We start from the raw sequence: 25004 nt of genomic DNA, 5'->3' as shown, positions 1-25004 counted from the left end.
GAGTAAAAATACGTGGCAAATTCACTTTATGACCGTACTATCGCTTTCGCAGGAATGTGTCAGGCTGTTGCATTGGTTCAGCAGGTAGCAAAAGACGGTTATTGTGACAACGACGCGTATGAAACCGCTCTTAAAGCAATTATCAACCTTAACCCATCCAGTACGCTTGACGTATTCGGTCATGAGTCAAACCTTAAAATAGGCCTGGAGACTCTGGTTAAGGGCATTGATAGCACTCCAGCTGGTAGCGAAGTGACTCGCTACCTAATCAGCCTGATGGCACTTGAGCGCAAGCTAAACGAAAAGCGTGACGCAATGGCTCAACTTGGCGATCGTCTTCAGATGATCGAACGTCAGGCAGATCACTTCGAGCTTCTGGACGACCAGATGCTTTCGAATATTGCCAGTGTTTATCTGGACGTTATTAGTCCTATCGGGCCAAGAATTCAGGTAACCGGCACCCCATCAGTATTACAGCAAACTACCAACCAGCAAAAAGTAAGAGCTATGCTACTTTGTGGCATCCGATGCGCAGTACTTTGGCGTCAGGTTGGTGGCAAGCGCCGCCATATGGTGTTTGGTCGCAAAAAAATGGTCGAGCAAGCACAGATCCTTTTGGCAAGAATTGCATAACCCACCCACTTAAATTTTTTATTCAGGAGAAACATAATGGAACTGTCAGCACTGACTGCTGTTTCACCGGTAGATGGCCGCTACGGTAGTAAAACGATTGCGTTACGCAGCATCTTTAGTGAGTATGGCCTCCTAAAGTATCGAGCTATCGTTGAAATCCGTTGGTTACAGAAGCTTTCTGCTACCGATGCTATCAAAGAAGTCCCTGCTTTCAGCGCAGAAGCAAATAAGTTTCTTGATGAGCTGGCTGCTAACTTCAGCGAAGCAGATGCAGCACGCATTAAAGAGATCGAGCGCACTACTAACCACGACGTTAAAGCGGTTGAGTACTTCCTGAAAGAAAAAGTGGCTGAAGTTCCTGAACTTCACGCAGTGAACGAATTTATTCACTTCGCTTGTACTTCTGAAGATATTAACAACACTTCTCACGCACTGATGCTAAAAGAAGCTCGTGATACTGTTATTCTTCCTGAAATCAAAAACATCATCGATGCTATTCGCGCGCTTGCAGTAGAGTATCGTGATATTCCTCTTCTATCACGTACGCACGGTCAACCAGCCTCTCCTTCTACTATGGGTAAAGAGATGGCGAACGTTGCTTACCGTATGGAGCGCCAGTACAAGCAGATCGAAAATGTTGAAATTCTTGCAAAAATCAACGGTGCTGTAGGTAACTACAACGCTCACCTTTCTGCGTACCCTGAGCTAAACTGGCACAAGTTCAGCGAAGAGTTCATTACTGAGTCTCTGGGCGTTACCTGGAACCCATACACAACTCAGATTGAACCGCACGACTACATCGCAGAACTATTTGATGCTATCGCACGTTTCAACACCATTCTAATCGACTTCGACCGTGACGTTTGGGGCTACATCGCTCTTGGTCACTTCAAGCAGAAGACAATTGCTGGTGAAATCGGTTCTTCAACCATGCCGCATAAAGTTAACCCTATCGATTTTGAAAACTCGGAAGGTAACCTTGGCCTTGCGAACGCGGTATTCAGCCACCTGGCACAAAAACTGCCTATCTCTCGCTGGCAGCGTGACCTGACTGACTCAACAGTGCTACGCAACCTGGGTGTTGGTGCTGGCTACGCGATCATCGCGTACACATCTACACTTAAAGGCATCAGCAAGCTGGAAGTTAACCGCGACGCTCTACTAGCGGAGCTAGACCAGAACTGGGAAGTATTGGCTGAGCCTGTACAGACAGTAATGCGTCGCTACGGTATCGAAAAGCCATACGAGAAGCTTAAAGAGCTGACTCGTGGTAAGCGTGTAGACGGTGAAGCAATGCGTAACTTTATCGACGGCCTTGAACTTCCGGAAGAAGAGAAAGCTCGTCTGAAAGAGATGACGCCAGCGAACTATATCGGTCAGGCTATTGAGCTAACTGATAAGCTGTGATGAAGGTTCAAGGCTTATAGGTAACAGGACGGACTTCGTCCTATAGGCTATGAGCAATTGTTTGAAGGAAGTGACCTGAGTTTTACTTTGGTCACTTTTTTTATTTTCTTAAAACAGGGCTAACATCGTTAAAAAAAGGACTGACATAAATAATATCAGTCGCTTCTTCGCCAGTTACCTGTAGGACGAAGTCCGTCCTATAACCTGTTGCCTGTAACCCTATTTGTGTCTTTCCTTAAGCTTATTAATCACATCATTCAGTGATAAGCCCTGATCCTGTAGCAGAACCAATAAGTGATAAATCAGGTCAGCTGATTCACACACAAGTTCTGCTTTATCACCAGAAGTAGCTGCAAGAGCGACTTCAACGCCCTCTTCACCCACTTTCTGAGAAATACGCTTAGTACCACGCGCATACAGGCTAGCTGTGTAGGATGAATCAGGATCGGCGTCCTTACGCGCTGCCAGAAGCGACTCTAGCTGGCTTAACCATACCAGTTGAGACTCTTCTTGCTTATCAGCGTCAAAGCAGGTTGTCATACCCGTATGGCACGTTGGACCAATAGGATCGACTTTAAGCAGCAGCGTATCTTCGTCACAATCCAGCGCCATGTTTTTCAGCTGCAAAACGTTGCCTGAGGTTTCTCCTTTAGTCCAAAGACGCTCTTTGGTACGAGAGAAAAACGTCACATTTTCAGTTTCTGCCGTTTTACGCAACGCATCTTCGTTCATGTAGCCCATCATCAGAACCTGACTGGACTGAAAATCCTGAACAATCGCGGGAACCAACCCATCGACTTTGTCCCAGTTGATACGCTCAATAATGCTTTCGATATCCTGAACTTTAAAGCTCTCTGTCAGGCTCATATACGGATCTCCACGCCTTCTTGTTTCAAATACTGTTTTAGCTCACCAATATTGATGACTTGCTTATGGAATACCGATGCCGCCAAGGCGCCATCTACATCCGCTTTTTTATAGGCTTCTGCAAAGTGCTCCATCGCCCCAGCGCCACCTGAAGCAATCAGAGGAACATGACAAACTTCACGCACCATGTTTAGCTGCTCAATATCGTAGCCATTTCGCACACCATCCTGGTTCATCATATTTAGTACGATTTCACCAGCGCCGCGCTTTTGCACTTCCTGAACCCAGTCTCGGGTTTCCCATTTAGTGGCTTTGGTTCGCTCTTCGTCTCCAGTAAACTGGTAAACCTGATATTTACCTGTCTCTTTGTCGTAGTACGAGTCGATACCCACAACGATACACTGAACGCCGAACTTATCCGCAAGGTCGGTAATCAGTGCAGGATTTGCCAATGCCGGAGAGTTGATAGAAACCTTGTCTGCACCAAACTCAAGAATACGCGCCGCATCTTCGGCTGATTTAATACCACCAGCCACGCAGAAAGGAATATCAATCACCTCTGCAACACGAGCTACCCAACTTTTATCTACCACACGACCATCTGAAGAAGCGGTAATATCGTAGAAAACTAGCTCATCGGCTCCCTCTTCAGCATAGCGCTGCGCAAGAGGAACGATATCACCAATAATTTCATGGTTACGAAACTGAACGCCTTTTACTACCTGTCCGTCACGAACATCAAGACACGGTATTATTCGCTTTGCCAGCATTCGAATGCCTCCTCAGCTGTAAATTTGCCATCCAGTAGCGCTCGGCCAACGATAACGCCAGCTACACCACTACCCTTCAGTGCTTCGATATCTTCAAGCTTGCCAATACCACCTGATGACTGGAACTGAATCTGTGGGTAGGTATTACAAAGGTCGATGTAAAGCTCAACGTTAGAACCAGCCAGAGTACCGTCGCGTGAGATATCAGTACATAACACATGAGTCAGGCCAACTGTCAGGTAGTTTTCAATCAGTTCTTCAATCGACACGCCTGAATCTTCCTGCCAGCCTGACACCGCTACGCGACGATTGCCAAATTTGTCGATATTGATATCCAGAGCCAGAACGATTTTTTCAGCGCCGTACTTCTCCATCCAACCTTTAACCATTTCTGGTTCTTTAACAGCAGTAGAGCCAACAACCACGCGTTGAGCGCCTGCATCAAGCAAGTCTTTTACATCCTGCTCGGTACGTACACCACCTCCAATCTGGATATTGGCAGGCGTGCTAGCAAGAAGCTTTGCAATCAAATCAAGCTGACGCGCTGAAGTATCTTTAGCGCCAGTAAGATCAACAAGGTGCAGCCAGCCTGCACCTGCTTTGTGGTAAAGATTAAACTGCTCAGCCGGATCGACTTTGTATTCTGTTACCTGACCATAGTCGCCCTGATAAAGGCGGACTACCTGTCCTTCGATTAAATCTAATGCTGGAATAATCATTTTAATTCCTTTCTTTTTTATTCCCTCGTTCCCACATTCCGCATCCTCTCGTTCCCACGCTCCTGCGTGGGAATGCGTATTGCTTCTGATATTTTGGTACGAGATTATTTAAAATTAAACACCGTATGCATTCCCACGCGGAACTTGGGAATGAGATCCATCAGAGTTCTAAGAAATTTTGTATTAACTTAGACCCAGCTTTACTTGAACGCTCTGGGTGGAACTGTACGCCGTAATAGTTACCACTTTGAATCGCTGCAGAGAACGGATTTCCGTAATCACAACTCGCGATGGTGTAATCGCCAGTTGGCATAGCAAAGCTGTGTACGAAGTAGAAGTATTCTCCTTCTTCGATATCTTTAAACAGCGGGTTGCCCTCTTTTGCAGAAACGGTATTCCATCCCATGTGTGGTAGAGGCAGATCTCCAGTATCCATTAGCTTAACTTCGCCTTCACACAGGCAAAGACACTCAACGATGTCGTCCGCTTTCGAACCTTTCTCCTGAGAAAGCTTACCAAGTAGCTGCATACCCAGACAGATACCCAGAAGTGGTTTTTCAACCTTCTTAACCAGCTCAATCAAATTTCGCTCTTCAAGGTTCTTCATTGCTTCACTTGCTGTTCCTACTCCAGGCAGAAACAGTTTATCTGCCGCAAGAACCACTTCTGGATCTTTAGAGATAGTAACCTGATAGCCAAGCCTCTCGATTGCGAACTTTACAGAAGATACATTGGCACAGCCTGTATCAATAATAACGACCTTCTGGGTCTGACTCATTTACAGCACTCCTTTACTGCTTGGCATCTCGTTGCCTTCCACTTTAATCGCCTGACGAAGTGTACGGCCAAAAGCCTTAAAGATACTTTCGATGATGTGGTGATCATTCTCGCCAGTAGATGAAATGTGTAGCGTACATAGCATGGTGTCGGACAGAGACTTAAAGAAGTGCTCGGTCATTTCGGTAGAGTAATCACCGACCGTCTCGCGACTGAACTTAGCATCAAACACCAGATAAGCACGACCGGATAGGTCTAAGGCACACTGCGCCAGACATTCATCCATTGGAAGCGAGAAGCCAAAACGTCCGATACCGCGCTTATCGCCAAGCGCTTCACGAAGTGCCTGACCAAGAGCCAATGCGGTATCTTCAACCGTGTGGTGGTCATCAATGTGTAGATCACCATCCACCTTTGCCTTCATCTGGAAGCCGCCGTGTGTCGCAATCTGATCCAGCATATGGTCATAAAAACCTAGACCCGTGGAGATTTCATTTCCGCCCTGACGATCAAGGTTAACTTCGATAGAGATATCTGTCTCTTTAGTTTTTCGAACCACTTTAGCGATGCGCTCTTTTACTGTCAGGTCACGCAGAATCTCACGCCAGCCCATGGTTTCAGGATTGTACTGAATACCGCGGATGGCCATATTCTCTGCAAGCTGAAGATCAGTTTCACGATCACCAATCACTGCGGAAGTTTTAAAATCGACTTTGCCGTTTTGAAGATACTCTTTTACCAGACCAAGCTTTGGCTTGCGGCAAGAGCAGTTATCTTCTTCAAAGTGAGGACAAATAAGAACATCGTCGAATTTTACGCCCTGAGATTCAAAAATCTCCATCATCATATTATGAGGAGCGTCAAAGTCTTCCTGCGGGTAGCTGTCTGTACCTAAGCCATCCTGATTGGTTACCATAACAAGACGGTAACCTGCATCCTGAAGCGCCAGCAGGCTTGGAATCACGTAAGGTTCCAGCTTAAGTTTGTCCAGTCTGTCGACCTGAAAATCCACCGGAGGCTCAACAATTAAGGTGCCGTCACGGTCGATAAATAGAATTTTTTGTTGGTTGCTCACTATTTTTTCCTTTATGCATTACCACACAGAGCGTGGGAACGAGTGTGCGGGATTATTCCACTGTTCCTTTGATAAATTCGATTGTCTTCTCACACTCTTCCCGACTACCTATACTGATACGAACGCAGTCTTCAATCGGCGAGTTACGAAGAATGATTCCTTTATCCCATGCAGCTTTAAACAGCTTATCACCTTCGGGGAACTGAATCAGAGAGTAGTTACCGTTGCCCGGATAAACCGTCACACCTTCTAACTTAGAAAGCTCTTCCTCAAGATAAGCCTTATTCTCGTTCAAGACAGAGATCTGCTCTTTAGCACGCGCTAAACCTGCTTCAGAAAGTGCCTGAGTCGCAATATCGGCAACAGGGACCGGTACCGGATAGGGTGCAATTACCTTCAACAGAACATCAATCAGAGATTTATTTGCCAGAGTAAAACCACAACGTAAACCAGCCAGTGCAAACGCCTTCGAAAGGGTTCTCAGAATAGCTAGGTTTTCGTACTCACTCAGCAGATCGGCAGTTGAAGCTTCCGGACAAAAGTCAATATAAGCCTCGTCCATTACAACAATCGCTTTGTCTTTGGTCATCTCAAGCAAAGTGATAATGTCTTCGCGATTAACAATATTACCTGTTGGGTTATTAGGACTACAAACAAAGACCAGTTTAACCTTATCCAGATTTGCTTTAATACCTTCCAGATCTAACTGCCAGTCAGCCGTTAAAGGTACTGTTTTACGCTCAACACCAATGGTTTCTGCACTAATTGAATACATCCCGTATGTTGGTGGGCAATAAAGAATCGAATCCTCTCCCGGCTCACAGAAAGCGCGGATAAGCAACTCGATACCTTCGTCAGCACCACGAGAAGTCAGTGTTTGCTCAGGTATAACGCCAGCGTACGCCGCGTAAGCATTAATTAGCTCTGGTGGTTGGCACTCACTGTAGCGATTCAGACGATCAAACGTGGTTATGTACTCGTTGTCGTGTGGTGATTCATTGGCATTCAGCCAGATGTCACCACTACCACCGATACGACGCGCTGAAAGATAAGGCGTAAGCAGTTGAACCTGTTTCCTTGCAAGTTTCTCCATTAGCCTTACTCTCCTTTTTGTTTGTTCAGTGCTTCTACACGAATCGTTACCGCACGCTTGTGTGCGTCAAGGCCTTCAGCTTCGGCCATTGTTACAACCGTAGGAGCCAGACCAAGAATACCGTCAGCAGATAGCTCCTGAACCGTCATACGCTTAGAGAAATCCGCCAGACCAAGGCTCGAGTATGTTCTGGTGTAACCATAAGTCGGAAGTACGTGGTTTGTGCCAGAAGCATAATCACCGGCTGACTCTGGAGACCAGTCACCAAGGAAGATTGAACCAGCATTGTCCAGCACTGGCAACAGTTCGCGAGCGTTACGGGTCTGAACAATCAAGTGCTCTGGACCATAGTAGTTAGAGATAGATACACACTGAGGAATAGAGTCTGCAATGATAATCACACTTGAACCCAACGCCTGCTCTGCGATAGAAGCACGAGACAGCTGTTTAAGTTGCTTTTGAACTGCATCTGCAACTTGATCGGCAATCACTGGAGATGGTGTTACCAGCACTACTTGAGAATCTGGACCGTGCTCAGCCTGGCTTAGCAAGTCTGCTGCAATAAAGTCAGGATTTGCGTTTTCATCAGCAATAACCAGTACTTCTGAAGGGCCAGCAGGCATATCAATCGCCGCACCACGGAAATCGTTGCTAACCTGACGTTTAGCTTCAGTTACATAAGCGTTGCCAGGACCAAAGATCTTATCGACCTTAGCTACCGTCTCAGTACCATACGCCATTGCAGCCACTGCCTGACCACCACCTACATTGTATACTTCGTCAATCTTACATAGCTTTGCTACATACAGAATTTCATCTGCAATTGGTGGTGGTGAACATAGAACAACTTTACGACATCCGGCAATCTGAGCAGGAACACCAAGCATCAACACCGTTGATGGTAGAGGCGCACTACCTCCCGGGATATAAAGACCAACCTTATTAATTGGACGGGTAACCTGTTCACAAACCACACCCGGCTGAGTCTCAACACTCAAAGGTTGTGGTTTTTGTGCTTTATGGAATGTCGAGATATTGGTATACGCTTGCTCTAATGCTTGCTTCATTTCATCCGTCAAACGCTCAGAGGCAGCTTCGATCTCTTCCTGCGATACGCGAATTGATTCAGGACGAATGCCGTCAAACTTTTCCGTAAGTTCTAGTATCGCTTCGTCGCCCTCTGCACGAACTTTCTTGATGACACTTTCTACCGCCGCGGTAATATTTGCGCCTTCGGTAATCGCAGGACGTTCAAGTACTGAATCCTGCTGATCTTCACTTAATGATTGCCAGACAACTGTTTTCATCGCCTTACCCCATCATCTTCTCTATAGGTAGTACCAGTATTGAGCTCGCGCCCAGTTCTTTCAGTTGCTCCATCTCTTCCCAGAACAGGTTTTCTGTACTTACAAGATGAACAGCAACACGGTTTCTGTCTTCAGATAGTGGCAGAACGGTTGGATCTTCTGCACCCGGAAGCAACTTCTTAATCTCTTCCAGTTTCTCAGTCGGTGCGTGAAGCATGATGTACTTAGATTCTTTTGCCTGAATCACGCCCTGCATACGAGTCAGAAGCTTATTAATTAGAGCCACTTTATCCTCTGTAAATTCACCGGCACGCTGAATAAGTGTCGCTTTAGAGCGGAATATCACTTCAGCTTCTTTCAGGCCATTCGCTTCTAGCGTTGCTCCCGTTGAAACCAAATCGGCAATCGCATCAGCAAGACCTGCGCGTGGAGCAACCTCAACAGAACCTTGCAGTACACAAGTGCTAAAATCAACGCCCTGCTCATCCATATAGGCTTTTAGCAGGTGCGGATAAGTTGTTGCGATGCGCTTACCTGCCAGATCCTGTGGGCCGTTGTAGTCTTCATCTTTATCAATCGCGATTGACAGGCGGCAACCACCAAAATCAAGACGACGAAGTGCCACAAACTCATTCGGTTCTTCCTGAGCGATTCTGTCCAGGCGAACTTCTTCCAGCTCGTTTTCTCCGATGAAGCCAAGGTCAACGACGCCATCCATCACAAGACCAGGGATATCGTCGTCGCGAACAAGTAGCAAATCGATAGGCATGTTTTCAGAGTGGACCACTAAGCGCTCACCCATTAGGTTAAATTTAACGCCACATTTTTTTAGCAGGTTCTGACACTCTTTACTTAGGCGTCCTTTTTTTTGAATTGCGATTCTCAATCTTTGATTTGGCATTGTATTTCCCTGTAATAAATTCTGTCTGTTTAATAATTTTGTTGTGTTAAATACTAAAAAACCCCCGGAAGTTTTATCTCCCGAGGGTCTAAATCTGATGTTTCTGACTTAACCACCGGGAGATTGTCTCCCGGGTATGCGTACATCTCCCGAAAGACTACTCAGGATGATGGTGATGATGAATGTTCATTACAAAATTACGCATAAGTTTTATTAGCTCCGATTTCTTGCTAACCACACTAACGAAGCTGTTCACATTTTTCAACAGAAAATTTGTTGTTTTTCCATATTATTTTTCAATAAAAAAAGGAGACCGAAGCCTCCCTTATATAATTAACTAACTTTCAATGAGTTATGCTTTTTGCAGAGCCGAAGATTTTGCCTTTGAAATCATTGCTAGAGCAACACAAACTGCGACAAAGGCTACGAATGTTGCTGCAAACGAGACAGCTACAGAACCAGTCATACCAAGAAGCACGTAACCAATACAAGAAATAAAGGCAACTGAAAGTGCATAAGGCAGCTGTGTCGCAACATGGTCAATATGGTTACAACGAGCACCTGTAGACGAAAGAATAGTCGTATCCGAAATAGGTGAACAGTGATCACCAAATACCGAACCGGCTAATACCGCACCTAGCATTGGCAGCATCATCGCCAAATCCGTAGCTCCCGCCATGTCACCGGCAATAGGAAGCATAATGCCAAACGTACCCCATGAAGTACCTGTAGAAAATGCCATCAAACCAGACAATAGGAATAAAATTACCGGCAACCAGTGGTAATCAATATTACCCTGAACAAGAGAAGACAAATATGCCCCCGTTTTCATGTCACCAATAACAGAACCAATCGACCAGGCGAATATAAGGATAAGAATAGCGCCGAACATAGATTTAGCACCAATCCATAATGTCGTAAATATATCTGACATCGATAATTTCTGCATAAATACAGTAATTAGGGATACCAATAACCCAACTAGTCCGCCATAAACTAAAGAAGTGCCTACATCTGTATTCTCGAACGCACCTAATACAGAAAACTCTTTGCCAGACTCGGCCAGTGCATTACCACCAGTTGTTAACATAAATACAACTGTTGCTATAATTAGCGCTACAATTGGTAAAATAAGATCTGATACTTTACCGTTTTCACTTTCAGTGATATTTAGATCTTCGCTTAATTCATTCACTGACGAAGAATTATCACTTTCAGCTAAATTACAGTTTTCTTCGTGCTTACGCATAGGCCCAATATCCAACTGGAACCAGGCTACTGCAAATACCATTAACAGTGCAAATACCGCATAAAAGTTCATTGGGATAAGGGCGAGATAAGCACCAATTGGCGAATATTCTGTCATACCGTGGGTAACTAAAATCCCACTAATAATGGTCATAATATAAGCCCCCCAACTAGATGCAGGCATTAATACACACATCGGAGCAGCGGTAGAATCCAGAATATAAGCAAGTTTCGCTCGAGATACTTTATATCGGTCTGTAACCGGACGTGAAATCGCACCTACCGCCAAACTGTTGAAGTAGTCATCGATAAAAATGAAAACACCAAGGAAAGCGGCCAGTAATTTAGAGCCACGCTTACTTTTCACTCTTTGTTGTGCCCAGAAAGCAAAAGCACGAGTACCGCCAGAAAGAGTAAGCAGTGCTGTCATCATTCCCAATAATAGTAGGAAAGCGACTATACTCATATTCCATGAGTTAATTCCACCGTCTTCTATAAATACGCCTTTTACCGTATCGCCAATATAAGAAGCGGAATTAATTAAAGAAAAGTCTGTTAAGAGTAAACCACCAAGAATAATACCTACACCTAACGAAAGTAATACCTGACGGGTGACAATCGCTAACGTTAACGCAATAAGCGGTGGTAATACAGAAACAGGAGATAATGCAAAATCGACTAAAATCATGATCTTCAAAAACCAATTTGGTTAGAGATCTACTGCAGAACAGTCGCTAAAGCGACATATGTTGAACAAGCGAAAGGGAAGCGAACACTTCACCCAACCCTACAGTAGCGCTCCATAGTTAAAAACAATTACTATGGCAGTGATGTACCTATTTAATACACCCCCAGCAAGCCACCTTGATGAGTGAACTCACTTCGGCAATAACCCCTTTCACATCTGTTCATTGGCATCACCCCAACAGAAGTTACTGATAACTATTGCGCCTCTACCTCAGCCTCATCCCAAATTTTAGTTAAAATTTAGTTAAATCGGGCTATAGACTGAATTAGGTAACGGGAATTCTACTGATTTCATTGTTATTTGCAAGATTAAATTCGAGGCACAACACGTTTAGTGCCGGGATTTGATGTTAGAGTCAGCTCACAAACTTAGTTAATCGATGCCGCAAATTAATTCTATTTTTTAACGATTCATCCAGTTAAATAAAAATATATAAATTCTTATGATTGTAAGGAATGTTACACCACTCGAACTTTTATTATTATGTGTAGATATTCTATAATAATATTTACAGGATTCAGTGCGAATTTAATTGTTAATAGTTAAACGCACTGCTATTATTAGCGCGTTTAATAAGAAATAGATGGGATAAATCATGTCAGAACTTACCAAAACTCTGCTCAATATTCGTAGTCTGCGTGCGTTCGCTCGCGAATTAACTTTAGAGCAACTAGAAGAAGCCTTAGATAAACTAACAATTGTTGTTGATGAGCGTCGCTCAGCAGCAGAAGAAGAAAAAGCAGCTTTAGCAGAACGTGAAGCTAAATTATCTGAATATGCTCAGATGATTGCTCAGGACGGAATTGATGTTGAAGATCTAATTGCCGCTCTTTCTGGCGAAACTAAAACTAAGACGCGTAAAAAACGCGACCCTCGCCCAGCGAAGTATAAATATACTGATGTAAATGGCGAAGAGAAAACATGGACTGGTCAGGGCCGTACACCATCTGCTATTCAAAGCCAACTAGATCAAGGTAAATCTCTGGAAGACTTCCTAATCTAACCTAATCTATTTAAGCTTCGTATTAAAATTTGAGCCCCTAAAAAGGGGCTCTTTTTTTATTTGTTAATTATTATTAATATATTTAACGATAGTGTTAATTATCTTTCCCAGTATGCCTCTTCCAGGCTATCTTCTTTTTCAGGTAACCCTCTGGAAAGCCTTGGAGAATGTTGAACTAAAACCTCGTAGCTTGCCCGGTTCGCATACTTACAAACCTGTGAAAATGACGAATAAGTCAGATATGGATATTGGTGTTTACTAGAATTAGGGACGTTTTCTTTATGGTACTTATTTGCCGACATATCATGTAATAGAGCAGACAATGCTGCATCGCCAGCACCATTAGTATTTTTTATTTTTTCCGGTCCACCCATATAAGGGGCAATATGTGAATACACTTTAATTGGGTCTTCACATAGTGATTTTTGTGCCGGACGACTAAATTCATACTGGTTAAATTCAGCAATTGCACCTGGTAGTAATGGCAACGAAGTAGTCCTTTTCGCCTTCTCTTCCGTATATCCAGCCATAAATAACCCAATTGGGCCTGCGGTACATAAAACAAGGTCAACCCACTCCAGAGCCTTGTCAGACGCTAACAGAGGATCTGATTCACCAGTCAACGCCTCTGCTTCATCTTCATTCATTGCGACAATGGTGACATGGTCACGCAAGAAATCTCGCCAGTATTGAGGGTCATCTTGAATAACAAATTTTGTACCAAGCGTCAGCACGACAGGAACATCGTGCGCTTTTGCATACTCTATTGCTTTCATCGTTGCTTCAGGCATAGGATCGCCTTCTTTACAACGAACAAGATAAGCTGTTAAAACTAACGCTGACGCATTCTCGAAAATAGTTTCCGGGATATTCTCTGGTAGCAATTGGTTCATTTGCCCTTCACTGATAGCAAAAGTACGTTCGCCATCATCACTAATTAGGGCGAAGCAGCGGCCTATTGCACCATCAACACCCTGTAGATGGTTTAAATCCACCCTGCTCGATGTGTTACAAAGATAACGATAGCCGTAGCTTCCAATCTCGATATCTTTACTCATCACGCCAAGCAATGTAGAGCGATCATCAGCAAGCACAGAGTAGTTGTGCAGCGTGTTCCCTATTGTGCCGCCAGCAAACTCATTGGTGATTAGTTCGTTTTCCTTAAGCTCTCGATATAAACTTTCTGCTTTCTCATCATCGATAACCAGAGAGTGTCCCTTACTCAGTGCGAACTTTTCGATAAACTCTTGTGACACTCTTGCCTCGATATCTACCAGGGTCTGGTCGATACCAATAACATGAGTACGCTTCATTGTTTTAGCCGGAGACTGGCTAATAAGGGGATCACGTGCGTGAACGGGGAAATAGTGCTTAGATTTGCGTTGACCGGGAAATTTCATGGGAACGTTCTACAGGGTTATGAGTAAAACGTTAAGTTTAGCGTGGGTATTTTGTTACAGCAATATGATAGGAAATAGCAAACGGTTGCGGGTGAAAATAGCCAATGTCATTCCCACGCAATAGAGTTGCATGGGAATGCATATCGACTCAGGAAGATTTAAACAGGATTATTCCTGGTCAATCATCCAGCGTCTGAATTCTTTACGCTCTTCTTTTGAAGATTTTAGGTACCAGGCTTTTAGCTGGTCAAGGCTGTCAGTATTGATCATCTTACCTTGTAGCTTGGCACTATTTCCTGTAGCCACGTTCTGGCTTGCTGTAACACTTGCAGACTTTGCCTTTGCAGCGATTGCAGCCTCAGTACCAAAGTAGATATTGTGATTCTCGTTATACGCCTTTATCTTGCGGTCAAGCTTCCAGTTTGGCATAAAACCATCTTCTAGTGGCATTGGAATCGCTTCATGATCGACAGGCCTACCATTTGAAGTCACGCCCCACGTTGGTCCCTTTTTAAAAAGGTTTACCGCTTGTTCATAGCTGTATATTTCTGGAGCGCTAATATGAACGTCGGAATCCCCTGCTGTAAAAGTAATGATATACGGTTCTGAATCGAATACGCGTTTTTTACTCCCTCTACCTACAGACTCACTCATCCTAACCACAGCCTGAACTTTGCCAGGCTCAATATCGAAGCTGGAACCCAAAAACTCAGAAGTTTCCTCATTGACTACCAATAACCTTACACCTGACTCAGGTATCAGCTTTGCAGAATATGCTGCCCCGGAAAAGACTACGCTTGTTAGTAGAATAAGCACTTGATTTCTCATTGATAACCCTTTTTCAAAAACACGAAATACAAATCGATAAAGATATATAATAAAGGTAAAAAAAGTAAAAAAGCCACCCTTAGGTGGCTTTTTTTATAAAGTCAAAATTCTGATTAGAATTCAGCTTTAACACCGATAGCGTAACCAGTGTCAGTGTCAGTACCGTCGATATCTGCGCCACCAACTTCTGCATAGATCTTAGTATTTGGAGCAATACCGTAACCAGCGTTTACGAACCAGTTTTTAGTTTCAGGTTCAGCTGCATTAACTTTCTTGTCTACTGTAGTTACAGAGTAACCAGTAGCAAATGTCCAAAGGTCTACAGAGTAATCTGCCGCTAGAGCCCAAGAATCAGCTGTATCTTCTGTATCGTAGTAACCTGCTTCTAGGTTTACAGCGTCGATAGCGTAACGTAGTTCAACAGCCATTACGTCAGTTTCTTCTGTAGTGCCTGCTGGTTGAGTCTGACCGTAGAATACTACCGCGTCAAAGCCAGCTACACGAACACCAATGTTCATATCAGCAGTGCGGTCGCCGCCTTGCTTGTTATCCATGAATGCAACACCACCGTATACCATACCAGTGTCGATTTGGTACTTGATAGTTTCTTCACCGCCAACAGTTACGTCGTCGATAGCTTTAGAGATACCGAACTGGTAGTCACTACCTACGCCAGCGTCATCAAAGATTGTTGCAGTCTTACCAACTTTAATTGAACCCATGTCTGCAGTGTAAAGAGCAACGTAAACGTCACCAGTATCTGCCTGACCTGCGTCACCAGAGAACTCCCAGAATGCACCTACAGTGTACTCATCATTGATAGCGTAACGAGTGTCAAAGCTGAAGTCTGCATCTTGGATGTCTTGCTCCATAGAAGAGTCTTTTGTAGTGCTCTTGATGTAAACTACTTCGATGTCACCACCGAAATCTACAGTAACACCGTCTGCGTCATAAATGTTGATGCCCGCGTTCGCAGTACCAGCTGCTGCTAGTACACCTAGAGCGATTAGAGTCTTTTTCATAATAATCCACTGCCTTTTCTTAAAATTGGGAGGTCCTTGCCCGGTTCCCTTTTAGTTTTTGATGACAACGTTTTACCTCTTTGTGCAAAATCGTTATCGCCATTAAATTGCGGAGTTAGATTGCAAAAGTTTGAGCCGCATGTCAAACGGATAAATTTTTATAAACAAAAAAATAAAAACCCTTTAATTACAGCAAGTTAGTAATGTTACCAGTCAATTAATGTGATCTTCATAATAAAACATTCATTAAATTTAAATAAAAATCAGCCACCTCATTGCAGTATTTATATCTGTTTACACTTCAATAAACCACAGTTTACAGCATTAAATTCTATTTATATTTTTTTACACAGCCATAAAGGCATGTATCTGGGTGTATTTTAGTTAGTTCCGTAAGGTTCAGTATTTTTTTGTGACGCAAGTCAATTTTTAGTCAAAAACAGACTCTATCTGGCTATAAAACACCCGCAAACTAAAACTAATAGTCAATCAAATGAGTTTGTTAAAGCGATAAGTTACGTAACAAAACATTTACGAAACCTATATTTACCGCGAGTTTATTCCTTCTATTCTCGATAGTGGACAGCATCTGTATTGTGATATCATGCACACAATGTCGCCCCTGGTTTCAGCCTCAGTTTAAAACTCATGATTAACCCAAACATCCAAAAATCCATCAAGACCAGTTATCAAAACCTTCAACATCAACTTGATAATTTCAAACCCAGGCGCGCTCAAAACTATCTGGTTGCCGAGATAGCTAAAACACTGTCTGGGGAATACCATAAAAAAAATCGACTGATAGTGGCTGAAGCTGGTACAGGAATAGGTAAATCACTGTCTTATTTAATGGCTGCAATTCCTGTTGCCGTGTTAAACAACAGAAAAGTCGTTATCTCTACCGCTACCGTTGCCCTTCAGGAACAGTTACTAAATAAAGATCTGCCCCTATTTAGGCGAATTACCGATCTGAACTTTTCTTTTGTATTAGCGAAAGGCAGACAGAGATATTGCTGCGCTGAAAAGCTCGCGGTAGCGTGTGGTGCCGATGGCGGCCAACTTGCGATATTTGAAACCAAACCTAAAAAGAAAGATATTGAGCTTTTGGAGACAATGTATCGCTCCCTTGCTCAGGGTAAGTGGGATGGCGACAGGGATTCATGGCCCAAACCCATAAAAGATGAACTATGGCAACTGATCGTTAGTGACAAGCACAGCTGTAACAATGCTCTCCCTGCGCATAGAGGCTGTCCATTTCAGAAGGCACGTTCGGAACTGGATAAAAATGATGTCATCATTGCCAATCATAGCCTGGTGATGGCGGACATTGATCTTGGTGGCGGAATCATCCTTTCAGAACCAGAAAATACTATTTACGTTTTTGATGAAGCGCATCATCTGCCTAAAGTAGCCAGAGACCACTCTTCTGCAGCTGCAAGCCTGAAAGGTGCAGCAAGCTGGCTGGAAAAACTGAACCAGTCATCAGCCAAATTTGCATCACTGGCTGATGATAAACGGGTTAACCGTTTTCGCAATGAGCTACAGGATGGTATTCAACAACTCATTCCTGGCCTGACGCAATTAGCAAGACAGTTTAATCCAACAGGCTTTGAAGAAAACGTTTTCCGTTTTGAACATGGAGAATTACCAGAGTGGCTGGAAAAAGAATCGTCTGAACTCAAAACTATCGCCTTAAAAACCAATCAAGCGTTGGGAAAAATAATCGACCTTATTGCAGAGCAAGTAAAAGACGGCGAGCTATCGGCAAAACTGGCCGAGCCTACCATGGCGGAAGCCGGGTTTTATCTTCAGCGTCTGGAAAACCTGACTAAGGTCTGGACACTTATGGCGGAGCCAACACGGGAAAAAGGCGCACCATTGGCAAGATGGCTAGAGCTTCACCCCGATCGTGAAGGCGACTTTATTGTTAATGTATCTCCACTGGAAATTGGCTGGCAACTGGACCAAAAGCTCTGGAGCCGATGTATCGGAGCCGTTCTAACATCAGCAACCATTCGAGCGCTTAACTCATTTGGCTTCTTCTGCTCTCAGGTTGGAGTTAGCCAAAAACCTGAAGAAGGCACCCAGTATCTGGCTTTGGCTTCGCCTTTTGATTATCAAAACAATGCCGAGCTTTATTTACCGCTAACCAAATACGAACCACAAGCGCCTCAATTTAGCGATTATCTGGCCGAAGCTTTACCCGAATTAATTAAAGAGAACAAGGCGAACCTGATACTTTTTGCTTCTTACTGGCAGATGAATCAGGTCGCTAAATCCCTAGAAACAAGTTTTGTGAAGAAAGGCTGGGCTCTGCAGGTTCAAGGGGAAAGCTCCCGTTCCGAAATTCTAAAAAAACATAAAACACTGATTCAGTGCGGTAAAACAAGCGTGCTTTTTGGCACCGGAAGTTTTTCAGAGGGCTTAGACCTACCAGGCGAACTTTTAGAAAACCTGATAATCACCAAAATACCTTTCGCGGTGCCCACATCGCCGGTAGAACAGGCTCATTCGGAGTATATAGAGAAACGTGGCGGTAATCCCTTCCTGCAAATAGCGGTTCCTGAAGCGAGTAAAAAACTCATACAATCTGTGGGGCGTTTACTGCGAAAAGAAGAGGATTCTGGTAGAGTCGTCATTCTTGATCGTCGCTTGATTTCAAAACGTTATGGGAAGTCGCTTCTGGACTCACTCCCTCCTTTTAGACGCAATATCGAGTATTAACCTTAGTTAAGTAAGCTTTATTAATAAGAATTGTTATGGAAATGATGGAACCGGCCATGCTGGTTATTTTAGCGATAGTCGCTTTTTCAGCTGGTTTTATTGACGCAGTAGCGGGGGGCGGAGGAATGCTCACAGTACCTGCACTCTTGTCTCTTGGGCTTCCCCCTCATATTGCATTAGGAACAAATAAACTGGCAGCAACCTTTGCATCGTCTACTGCGGCGGTCACATACTATCGTAAGCGTTTATTTAACCCTCAGTTTTGGGGACATGCGTTTGTTGCAACGCTTATCGGAGCAACTACCGGAACGCTGGTTGTAGATGCAATAAGCACAGAGTGGCTCGAAAAGGCGCTACCACTTATCATTATAGCAACCGCGATTTACACCATTTTCCATAAAGCCCCGGATACCAATAAAAACGTCCTTCCGGAGCCCAGCAAAAAGCTGACAAAAATCCAGTGCTTACAAGGATTCACTTTAGGCTTCTATGATGGCGTAGCAGGCCCGGGAACCGGCGCTTTCTGGACAGTAAGTAGCATGGCAATATACCGCCTGAACATACTACTCGCTTCTGGATTGTCAAAGGCAATGAACTTTACCAGCAACTTCACCTCATTGGTCACCTTTGCCGTTTTAGGCCATATTAACTGGGTTCTCGGGCTAACTATGGGAGTCTGCCTGATGATAGGAGCTTACGTAGGAGCACATTCCGCGATTAAGTTTGGTGCTAAATTTATCCGCCCTGTGTTTATTACTGTGGTTACTGTGCTGGCAGTAAAACTGGCCTACGAAGCCTGGTTTGTATAGAGATAATCATAGAGATGTCGGTTTCATTCCTCCAACTAACCAATTTGCTTGAGCAGCTGACTCTTCAGGCTGAACAACTGGACGGTAAACGTGGTGAGCATCATCATCCACTGTTTGATGACCGACTTTTTAGTACTCGCTCTATGTTGCTGACTCCATATGTCGATGAAACCCGGAACCTAGTCGTTACTCTGATAAACGAAAAAGATAGCGGGCAACTGACACCCGAGCACGCTGAATACCTGACAGATAAATTGCTCGACCAGATTTCAGCTATTCAACTCGAACTTAACACTCAGGAACTGCGGAAAAGCGAAGCCAAGCCGAGAGGATATTATAAAAAGCCTATCTGCCTGCTCTATCAAGATCTTGCACAACACCAGGAGTGGGAGCGTCGCCTAAAGGAGTTAGTAAGGGCAAAAGAGAAAGAAGCTGAACAGGCTCCACCAACTTTAAAACCTCAAGCACTCAAGGCTCTTATCAACGCAGAAAAGCGTCTTGAACGCTGTATCGCAGCAAAGGCCAATATTGAAAAACAGATTTACAAACGAGAAAGAAAGCAATGACAGGGAAAAGAAATATCTCCAATAACAACACTTTAGAGAATGCGGCCGAAGAGATAAAGCTGGCTGTTGATCTTATTTATCTACTCGAGTCGAATGAGATTGACCCAAAAGTGGCACTTGATGCGATTAACATTGTGAAACAGGATTTAGAAAGCAAAATCGAGCCTGCACGTACTTAACGAAAGATTGTTACTGTTTTTCAAAAATAGCGTGATAGTGCCAACCTCAATGCCAAACTTTTTAATTTTGGTCAGGTTGAATACTCGTTTTTCATCCTGACGATAAAGCCAGTCATCAAATGCAACGGTTACAGAGCTGCCGTCTAACTCAAGTTCGAAGTCATACTGCCACTGCAATGCATTACCTACTTCTCGCCCCTTAGCCGCACCGATTATGTCATCCGCCTTGCCGGAATAAGTACCGTCAGGCTGACGCGTGATTACCCAGATCCTTTTGGATTTTTCGCCATCAGCAAAAATGAAATCTTCGTCAAGAGTCAGCACATCTCCTTCAATCTTTCCTCTTAATATAACGCTGAAACGCCTGGTTTGCTTATCCGTATAGTCCTGTACCATTCCCCATGCATGTGTTTCACCTTCAAAATACTCAAACAAGTTAAATTTAGGATGTTGTCCCGAGTATTCATTCAGATCTGCGCTGCATCCAAAAAGGGTGAACACTAAAGTTAAAAATAAAAGCAAACGTTTTATCATTTTCTGTTCCCGATAAGTTTAGCCCTGTGTTTAGGGTATTCGGTACCCGGCGATAACCAAATAGACAAGAATGCATCGTTTAAAGACTCACTTTGAATCTCTCCAAGTTTAACTGGTTCACTTTTGTCACGATAAAAATGGATCTCACCTGTTTTCCCGTCAGTGATGTAAACCAATCTTTGTCCTTTTTGAACGCTTGGGTAGATCTTATCCAACTGCGTTAACCACTCTTTCTGCGACTCTTCGCTGTAACCGAGGTAATTCCACTGATCCTGAGTCGCTTCCATCAGTTGCTGCTTGGTGATATCACGCTGATACTCAATAGAAAGCGCCATAGGGTGAGGTGTTACATCCAGTGACTCTTCGTATTCACCAGTAGGGGTTTTGAGCTCTGAGTTAAATAACTTAAAGAACAACCAACTTAAACTAGACTTGCCAACGGTCGGCCAGCTTTCCCACTTTGTTTCATCTTGCCAGTCAGGTGCCGAAGCTAACGCTGACGTTGATAGAACTGTGTAGATCAGTAATCCGGTTATCCATCTCATGACTATTCCCACCTGTTACGAATCAGTAAACGTACACTCCAGGTCAGCAAAATCCATTCCACAAATAGAATAGCGAATGTAACGTATACCGGAAACGCCAGAGCCACAGCGCTCAATTTATAACCAGCAAGGTAACTTAGTGCACCTCCGGTTCCTCCAAGAAACAGTACGCCAACAAGCGGCAAACGGATCAAAAAGGCTCGTATTTGCCAACAATACCAGGCAAAAATCAGCCACAGGCAGATAAGCCATAACGGAAAAGGGCCGGTATCAAAATTAAGTATGCTGTTATAAATGTTTCCACCATCCACCAGTAATCCCAGTCCAACCACTGATATGGCAAACGTAATGGGTAGATCTTTTTTGTATAGCGAGTATAAGTAGGTACTTACAATCAGTATTACCAGTAAAATTAAATAATCTCCTCTGCCAAGCACGGCAAGAAACCATATCATTTGGAACCAGAGTGACTTTAGAAAAAGGGCCATAATCTAGCCCGCCTTTCTGAAGGTTAACTGTACTGTACTGATACTTTGGGCAAGAAAGCCTCCTTCACAGTAACTCAGGTAATAACGCCACATCCGGATAAATCTATGGTCATACCCGAGGCTAAGAACTCTGTCGAGTGAATTCAAAAAACGGCCATGCCAGTCTGCAAGTGTCCGTGCGTAATCTGCGCCAATGTCTTCTGCATTGTTAAGCATGAGCTCACTATTTTTGGTTGCTGTGTTGACCAAGGCTGTAACAGAAGGCAGAAAACCACCGGGGAATATGTATTTTTGAATAAAGTCGACGCGTTTGCTGTATGCTTCGTAACGCTGGTCGGCTATGGTTATCGCCTGAATAGCCATTAAACCGCCCGGTTTTAGTAACTCATTGCACTGATGTACGTAAGAAGGCAGAAAGGCCTTGCCAACAGCTTCAACCATCTCTATCGACACTAATTTGTCGTACTTCCCTTTCAGGTTACGGTAGTCTTCTTTCAGCAAAGTGATCTTGTTTCCCATACCGCTTTCTTCGATTCTCTTTCTAGCATACTCATACTGTTCTTCGGATATGGTCGTAGTCGTCACATGGCATCCGTAATGCTCTGCCATATAAATCGCCATTGATCCCCATCCACTGCCGATCTCAATGACTTCATCACTCGCTTTCAGTTGCAACTGTTGACAGAGTCTTTCCATCTTATTGATTTGAGCCTGTTCAAGAGAATCGTTGACACCAAGGTAGATACCCGACGAATAGAGCATTTTCGAGTCAAGAAACTGTTCATATAAGTCGTTACCCAAATCGTAATGGGCCTCTATGTTCTTTTTGGAGTTCTTTACCGTATTCTTGTTTAGCCAGTGCTTAAACTTATTTACCAGCATTGCTAATCGACCTGTACTCGCTTCCAGTTTATCTATTAAAGGAAGGTTCTTAGCCATCAGCTCCATCAACGTTGTCAGATCTGTGCTATCCCAACGCCCATCCATATAGGATTCGCCCACCGCAATACTTCCCCCTTTGAGAAGAGTACAGAAGAAATCCGGGTGCTTTATTTCTATAACCGCATGAATTCCAGATTCACTGCCAAATCGCTCTGTTTTGATATAACGTTTATCATCGTCATTTGAGCGTAATTCCCTGCCAGATAGATAATTCTCAATAATGGTAAGTGAGCCATGTTGAATATTTGGCAATAATTTAAATATCAATGCGCGAGCGTTTTTTTGAGACACGCTTAATTCATTAATCGACGCTACAGAAATTGATTCATACATGGCTGTCTCTCCTATTTCGATCACTTACTGGATGATCGCTTACTGCATTCTCTGGTATGGTTTTTCCCGGGTGCTGATATAAAGGGGCTTTTTTAATAAACAATTTCAATGCCTGCCAATAGATACCAGTTACCACCTTAATGGTCTGTATTGGTGTTTTAACAAGTACCTTTGCAAGGTTGCACGAGGTAAACTCATTGGCCTTAAGTGCTAGTGTGGCATCAAACTCTTTGTCCGATCGACGGCATTCAAGATGGACAAATAAGCGCTCGGACAAAGGCTTCAATTTCCAGACATAATCCTGATCTACCGGGTTGAAAGGGGAAACATGAAAAGCTTTCTTATGTTCCCAGCCTGATTCTGAATCTTGGTCTGCGCTGATCGCGTAGTAATGGCGCTCATTCCAGGGGGTATTACTCACTTCTGCCAACAGGTATCGCCATTTACCATCATCATCGTAAACGTAATAAAAGTTAACCGGACTAAAATAGAGGCCGAGATATCTGAGGTGGCAGACCATCATCACCCGCCCGGAAAACTTCTCTCCGGTTAGCTCAAATACCTTATTCTGAACCGCTACTTTAAGGCTACCGTCTCCCAAATAGTCACTCCGCTTAAATCGTGCCCAGTGCCACCAGCGATTACCAAATAGCCATACTTTTTTCTGCAATGTTTCAAGGTCATCCAGGTTGATGCTGGCCATAAACATTGAATAACTGAACTGATGTTTGATCGGCAGGTATCGAGTATGCTGCACACTACCTATCATTAGAGAGCTAGAAATCATGATGCATTCTCCCAGCGCTGTTTTGAATGCACATTTGACACGCCTATGGCTTTCGCTTCTATCGCCCGAACCACGTCAAGGGCGCTTCTTACACCATCTTCGTGGAATCCGTTGTACCAGTAGGCACCACAGAACCAACTTCTGTTGTTACCGTTGATCTCCGCTCTTCTTGATTGCGCCTCACTAGACTCACGGTTGAAAAGTGGATGGTGATAAACAAACGATTTTAGGATCTTGTCCTGACGTATTTTTTCTGAAGAATTCAACGACACGCAGAAGGTTTCATCAGATTGAATGCCTTGCAAAATGTTCATATTGTAAGTCAACGTCGGTAGCTGATGATCCATGGAGTCAGCTTCAGGTAACTGATAGTTCCACGATGCCCAGGCTTTTCTTCGCTTAGGCAGCAGCCCAGTATCAAGATGAAGTGTTACCTCATTGGCCTGATACTTGAGCTTTGGCAATATGGTTTGCTCTGCCAGAGTTTTATCCTGAATCATATTGAGTGCCTGATCGCTATGGCAGGCAAAAACAACTTCATCGAACAGTTCATGGTTGCCATTAGAAACAACGTGTACACCACTCTCATCACGCCATACCTTCTCAACCGGAGAGTTGAGCTTTATCTTGTCTTTGAACTCCCGCGTCATCGGTTCCACATAGGAGTTTGAACCTCCTTTAATCACATGCCACTGCGGGCGATTTTTCACATCCAACAGGCCATGATTCCGGAAGAAGCGCATAAAGAACATCATCGGGAACTTACGTATATCGGCAATCGTAGAAGACCAGATTGCAGCACCCATTGGCAAAAGATAGTTTTGAGTGAAGTAATCACTAAACCCGTAGCTAGTGAGGAAATCCCCTAGCGTTATGAAATGGGTATCTTTCTCTGAAACACTTTGCTTTGCGAGCTCATTAAACTTAAGAATCTCGCGAATAAATCGGTAAAACTGTGGATTAAACAAGTTCGATTTCTGAGCAAATAGCGTCGAGATTGAATGCCCGTTATATTCAAGACCAATCTCGTCGTTTCTGACACTAAAACTCATTTCGGTAGGCTTGCCTTCAACACCTATCTCATTCATAAGGTTAATGAAGTTTGGATACGTTCTGTCGTTGTAAACAATAAACCCGGTATCAACTTTATACTTTTTTCCCTTTACTTCGACATCTACCGTCGCTGTATGTCCGCCAATGTAATCATTCGCTTCAAACAAGGTAATGTCGTGGTTTTTATTAAGGTAATAAGCACAGGTCAGTCCTGAAATACCGCTTCCGATGATAGCTATCTTCATT

General features: G+C 43.8%; 25 protein-coding genes, 1 riboswitch and 1 other annotated feature. Of the genes, 7 read left to right on the top strand and 18 right to left on the bottom strand.

The annotated features are described in order from the left end of the window. The first annotated feature begins 12 nt into the window (after positions 1-12). Together hflD and purB are read left to right on the top strand one after the other, a co-directional pair. The gene (gene hflD, locus P7F88_RS17135) at positions 13-633 is read left to right on the top strand and encodes a high frequency lysogenization protein HflD (RefSeq protein ID WP_277826653.1); all 621 of its coding nucleotides are present in this window, start codon (positions 13-15) and stop codon (positions 631-633) included. Between the two features lie 36 nt (positions 634-669). Further along, on the top strand, positions 670-2040 hold the full coding sequence (purB, locus tag P7F88_RS17130) for an adenylosuccinate lyase (RefSeq protein WP_277826651.1): 1371 nt from the start codon (positions 670-672) through the stop codon (positions 2038-2040). A gap of 219 nt (positions 2041-2259) precedes the next feature. Here the strand turns inward: purB and hisIE are convergent, their stop codons facing one another. The 9 genes from hisIE to P7F88_RS17085 all read right to left on the bottom strand — a co-directional run bounded on the left by hisIE (position 2260) and on the right by P7F88_RS17085 (position 11485). Then, entirely contained in the window at positions 2260-2907 is a 648-nt protein-coding gene (gene hisIE / locus P7F88_RS17125) for a bifunctional phosphoribosyl-AMP cyclohydrolase/phosphoribosyl-ATP diphosphatase HisIE (RefSeq protein WP_277826649.1), read from the bottom strand. Continuing rightward, positions 2904-3677 (bottom strand): imidazole glycerol phosphate synthase subunit HisF, encoded by a 774-nt coding sequence (gene hisF, locus P7F88_RS17120; protein WP_277826647.1) that lies wholly within the window; start codon positions 3675-3677, stop codon positions 2904-2906. The genes hisIE and hisF overlap by 4 nt, the downstream gene beginning before the upstream one ends. Continuing rightward, the gene (gene hisA / locus P7F88_RS17115; RefSeq protein WP_277826646.1) at positions 3659-4396 is read right to left on the bottom strand and encodes a 1-(5-phosphoribosyl)-5-[(5-phosphoribosylamino)methylideneamino]imidazole-4-carboxamide isomerase; all 738 of its coding nucleotides are present in this window, start codon (positions 4394-4396) and stop codon (positions 3659-3661) included. The genes hisF and hisA overlap by 19 nt, the downstream gene beginning before the upstream one ends. A 160-nt stretch (positions 4397-4556) precedes the next feature. Further along, a complete protein-coding gene (gene hisH, locus P7F88_RS17110; RefSeq protein ID WP_277826644.1) occupies positions 4557-5174 on the bottom strand; it encodes an imidazole glycerol phosphate synthase subunit HisH in 618 nt (205 codons plus the stop codon). Further along, positions 5175-6248: a bifunctional histidinol-phosphatase/imidazoleglycerol-phosphate dehydratase HisB gene (gene hisB / locus P7F88_RS17105; RefSeq protein ID WP_277826642.1), complete on the bottom strand. Its 1074-nt coding sequence runs from the start codon at positions 6246-6248 to the stop codon at positions 5175-5177. Between the two features lie 52 nt (positions 6249-6300). Next, positions 6301-7341 carry a histidinol-phosphate transaminase gene (gene hisC, locus P7F88_RS17100; protein WP_277826640.1) on the bottom strand — a complete coding sequence of 347 codons (1041 nt, stop codon included), beginning with the start codon at positions 7339-7341 and terminating at the stop codon, positions 6301-6303. A gap of 5 nt (positions 7342-7346) precedes the next feature. Next, the gene (gene hisD / locus P7F88_RS17095; protein ID WP_277826638.1) at positions 7347-8648 is read right to left on the bottom strand and encodes a histidinol dehydrogenase; all 1302 of its coding nucleotides are present in this window, start codon (positions 8646-8648) and stop codon (positions 7347-7349) included. A 4-nt stretch (positions 8649-8652) separates the two neighbouring features. Further along, on the bottom strand, positions 8653-9549 hold the full coding sequence (gene hisG, locus P7F88_RS17090; protein WP_277826636.1) for an ATP phosphoribosyltransferase: 897 nt from the start codon (positions 9547-9549) through the stop codon (positions 8653-8655). Positions 9550-9601: 52 nt separating this feature from the next. Next, positions 9602-9731, bottom strand: a sequence feature (His leader region). A gap of 170 nt (positions 9732-9901) precedes the next feature. After that, complete coding sequence (locus P7F88_RS17085; protein WP_277826634.1) at positions 9902-11485, bottom strand: Na+/H+ antiporter NhaC family protein; 1584 nt, start codon at positions 11483-11485, stop codon at positions 9902-9904. 97 nt (positions 11486-11582) lie between these two features. Continuing rightward, positions 11583-11761, bottom strand: a riboswitch (Lysine riboswitch). Positions 11762-12140: 379 nt separating this feature from the next. Between P7F88_RS17085 and P7F88_RS17080 the strand changes: the two genes are divergently transcribed. Then, positions 12141-12548, top strand: coding sequence for an H-NS family histone-like protein (locus P7F88_RS17080; protein WP_277826632.1), 408 nt, complete (start codon positions 12141-12143; stop codon positions 12546-12548). Positions 12549-12646: 98 nt separating this feature from the next. On the opposite strand, the gene P7F88_RS17075 is transcribed toward P7F88_RS17080, so the two are convergent. The 3 genes from P7F88_RS17075 to P7F88_RS17065 form a co-directional block, all read right to left on the bottom strand. Then, entirely contained in the window at positions 12647-13948 is a 1302-nt protein-coding gene (locus P7F88_RS17075) for an inosine/guanosine kinase (protein WP_277826630.1), read from the bottom strand. 168 nt (positions 13949-14116) lie between these two features. Next, a complete protein-coding gene (locus P7F88_RS17070) occupies positions 14117-14776 on the bottom strand; it encodes a DUF2057 family protein (protein WP_277826628.1) in 660 nt (219 codons plus the stop codon). Positions 14777-14889: 113 nt separating this feature from the next. Beyond that, positions 14890-15798, bottom strand: a complete 909-nt coding sequence (locus P7F88_RS17065; protein ID WP_277826627.1) for a porin — start codon at positions 15796-15798, stop codon at positions 14890-14892. Between the two features lie 648 nt (positions 15799-16446). Here P7F88_RS17065 and dinG point away from each other — a divergent pair. Genes dinG through rsmS form a run of 4 tightly spaced genes read left to right on the top strand, consistent with a single transcriptional unit; the run spans position 16447 to position 20076 of the window. Next, on the top strand, positions 16447-18522 hold the full coding sequence (gene dinG / locus P7F88_RS17060; protein ID WP_277826625.1) for an ATP-dependent DNA helicase DinG: 2076 nt from the start codon (positions 16447-16449) through the stop codon (positions 18520-18522). Positions 18523-18557: 35 nt separating this feature from the next. Continuing rightward, on the top strand, positions 18558-19331 hold the full coding sequence (locus P7F88_RS17055; RefSeq protein ID WP_277826623.1) for a TSUP family transporter: 774 nt from the start codon (positions 18558-18560) through the stop codon (positions 19329-19331). Positions 19332-19345: 14 nt separating this feature from the next. Further along, on the top strand, positions 19346-19897 hold the full coding sequence (locus P7F88_RS17050; protein ID WP_277826621.1) for a primosomal replication protein: 552 nt from the start codon (positions 19346-19348) through the stop codon (positions 19895-19897). Further along, positions 19894-20076 (top strand): pleiotropic regulatory protein RsmS, encoded by a 183-nt coding sequence (gene rsmS, locus P7F88_RS17045; RefSeq protein ID WP_277826619.1) that lies wholly within the window; start codon positions 19894-19896, stop codon positions 20074-20076. The genes P7F88_RS17050 and rsmS overlap by 4 nt, the downstream gene beginning before the upstream one ends. Here the strand turns inward: rsmS and P7F88_RS17040 are convergent. Genes P7F88_RS17040 through P7F88_RS17015 form a run of 6 tightly spaced genes read right to left on the bottom strand, consistent with a single transcriptional unit; the run spans position 20044 to position 25003 of the window. Continuing rightward, positions 20044-20610 carry a DUF3833 domain-containing protein gene (locus P7F88_RS17040; protein ID WP_277826617.1) on the bottom strand — a complete coding sequence of 189 codons (567 nt, stop codon included), beginning with the start codon at positions 20608-20610 and terminating at the stop codon, positions 20044-20046. The genes rsmS and P7F88_RS17040 overlap by 33 nt on opposite strands. Then, positions 20607-21155, bottom strand: coding sequence for a hypothetical protein (locus P7F88_RS17035; protein ID WP_277826615.1), 549 nt, complete (start codon positions 21153-21155; stop codon positions 20607-20609). Before P7F88_RS17035 ends, P7F88_RS17040 begins: the two co-directional genes overlap by 4 nt. Positions 21156-21157: 2 nt before the next feature. Continuing rightward, the gene (locus P7F88_RS17030; protein WP_277826613.1) at positions 21158-21643 is read right to left on the bottom strand and encodes a DUF2878 domain-containing protein; all 486 of its coding nucleotides are present in this window, start codon (positions 21641-21643) and stop codon (positions 21158-21160) included. A gap of 3 nt (positions 21644-21646) precedes the next feature. After that, on the bottom strand, positions 21647-22918 hold the full coding sequence (locus tag P7F88_RS17025; RefSeq protein WP_277826611.1) for an SAM-dependent methyltransferase: 1272 nt from the start codon (positions 22916-22918) through the stop codon (positions 21647-21649). Beyond that, positions 22911-23705 carry a DUF1365 domain-containing protein gene (locus P7F88_RS17020; RefSeq protein ID WP_277826609.1) on the bottom strand — a complete coding sequence of 265 codons (795 nt, stop codon included), beginning with the start codon at positions 23703-23705 and terminating at the stop codon, positions 22911-22913. The genes P7F88_RS17025 and P7F88_RS17020 overlap by 8 nt, the downstream gene beginning before the upstream one ends. Then, positions 23702-25003 (bottom strand): NAD(P)/FAD-dependent oxidoreductase, encoded by a 1302-nt coding sequence (locus P7F88_RS17015; RefSeq protein ID WP_277826607.1) that lies wholly within the window; start codon positions 25001-25003, stop codon positions 23702-23704. The genes P7F88_RS17020 and P7F88_RS17015 overlap by 4 nt, the downstream gene beginning before the upstream one ends. Between the last annotated feature and the right edge of the window lies 1 nt (position 25004).

It is taken from the genome of Vibrio hannami (assembly GCF_029589055.1).
In the GTDB taxonomy this organism is placed as follows: Bacteria; Pseudomonadota; Gammaproteobacteria; order Enterobacterales; family Vibrionaceae; genus Vibrio; species Vibrio hannami.
Note: the sequence above shows the minus strand (reverse complement) of the source record. Positions and strands in the feature narration are given on the sequence as shown.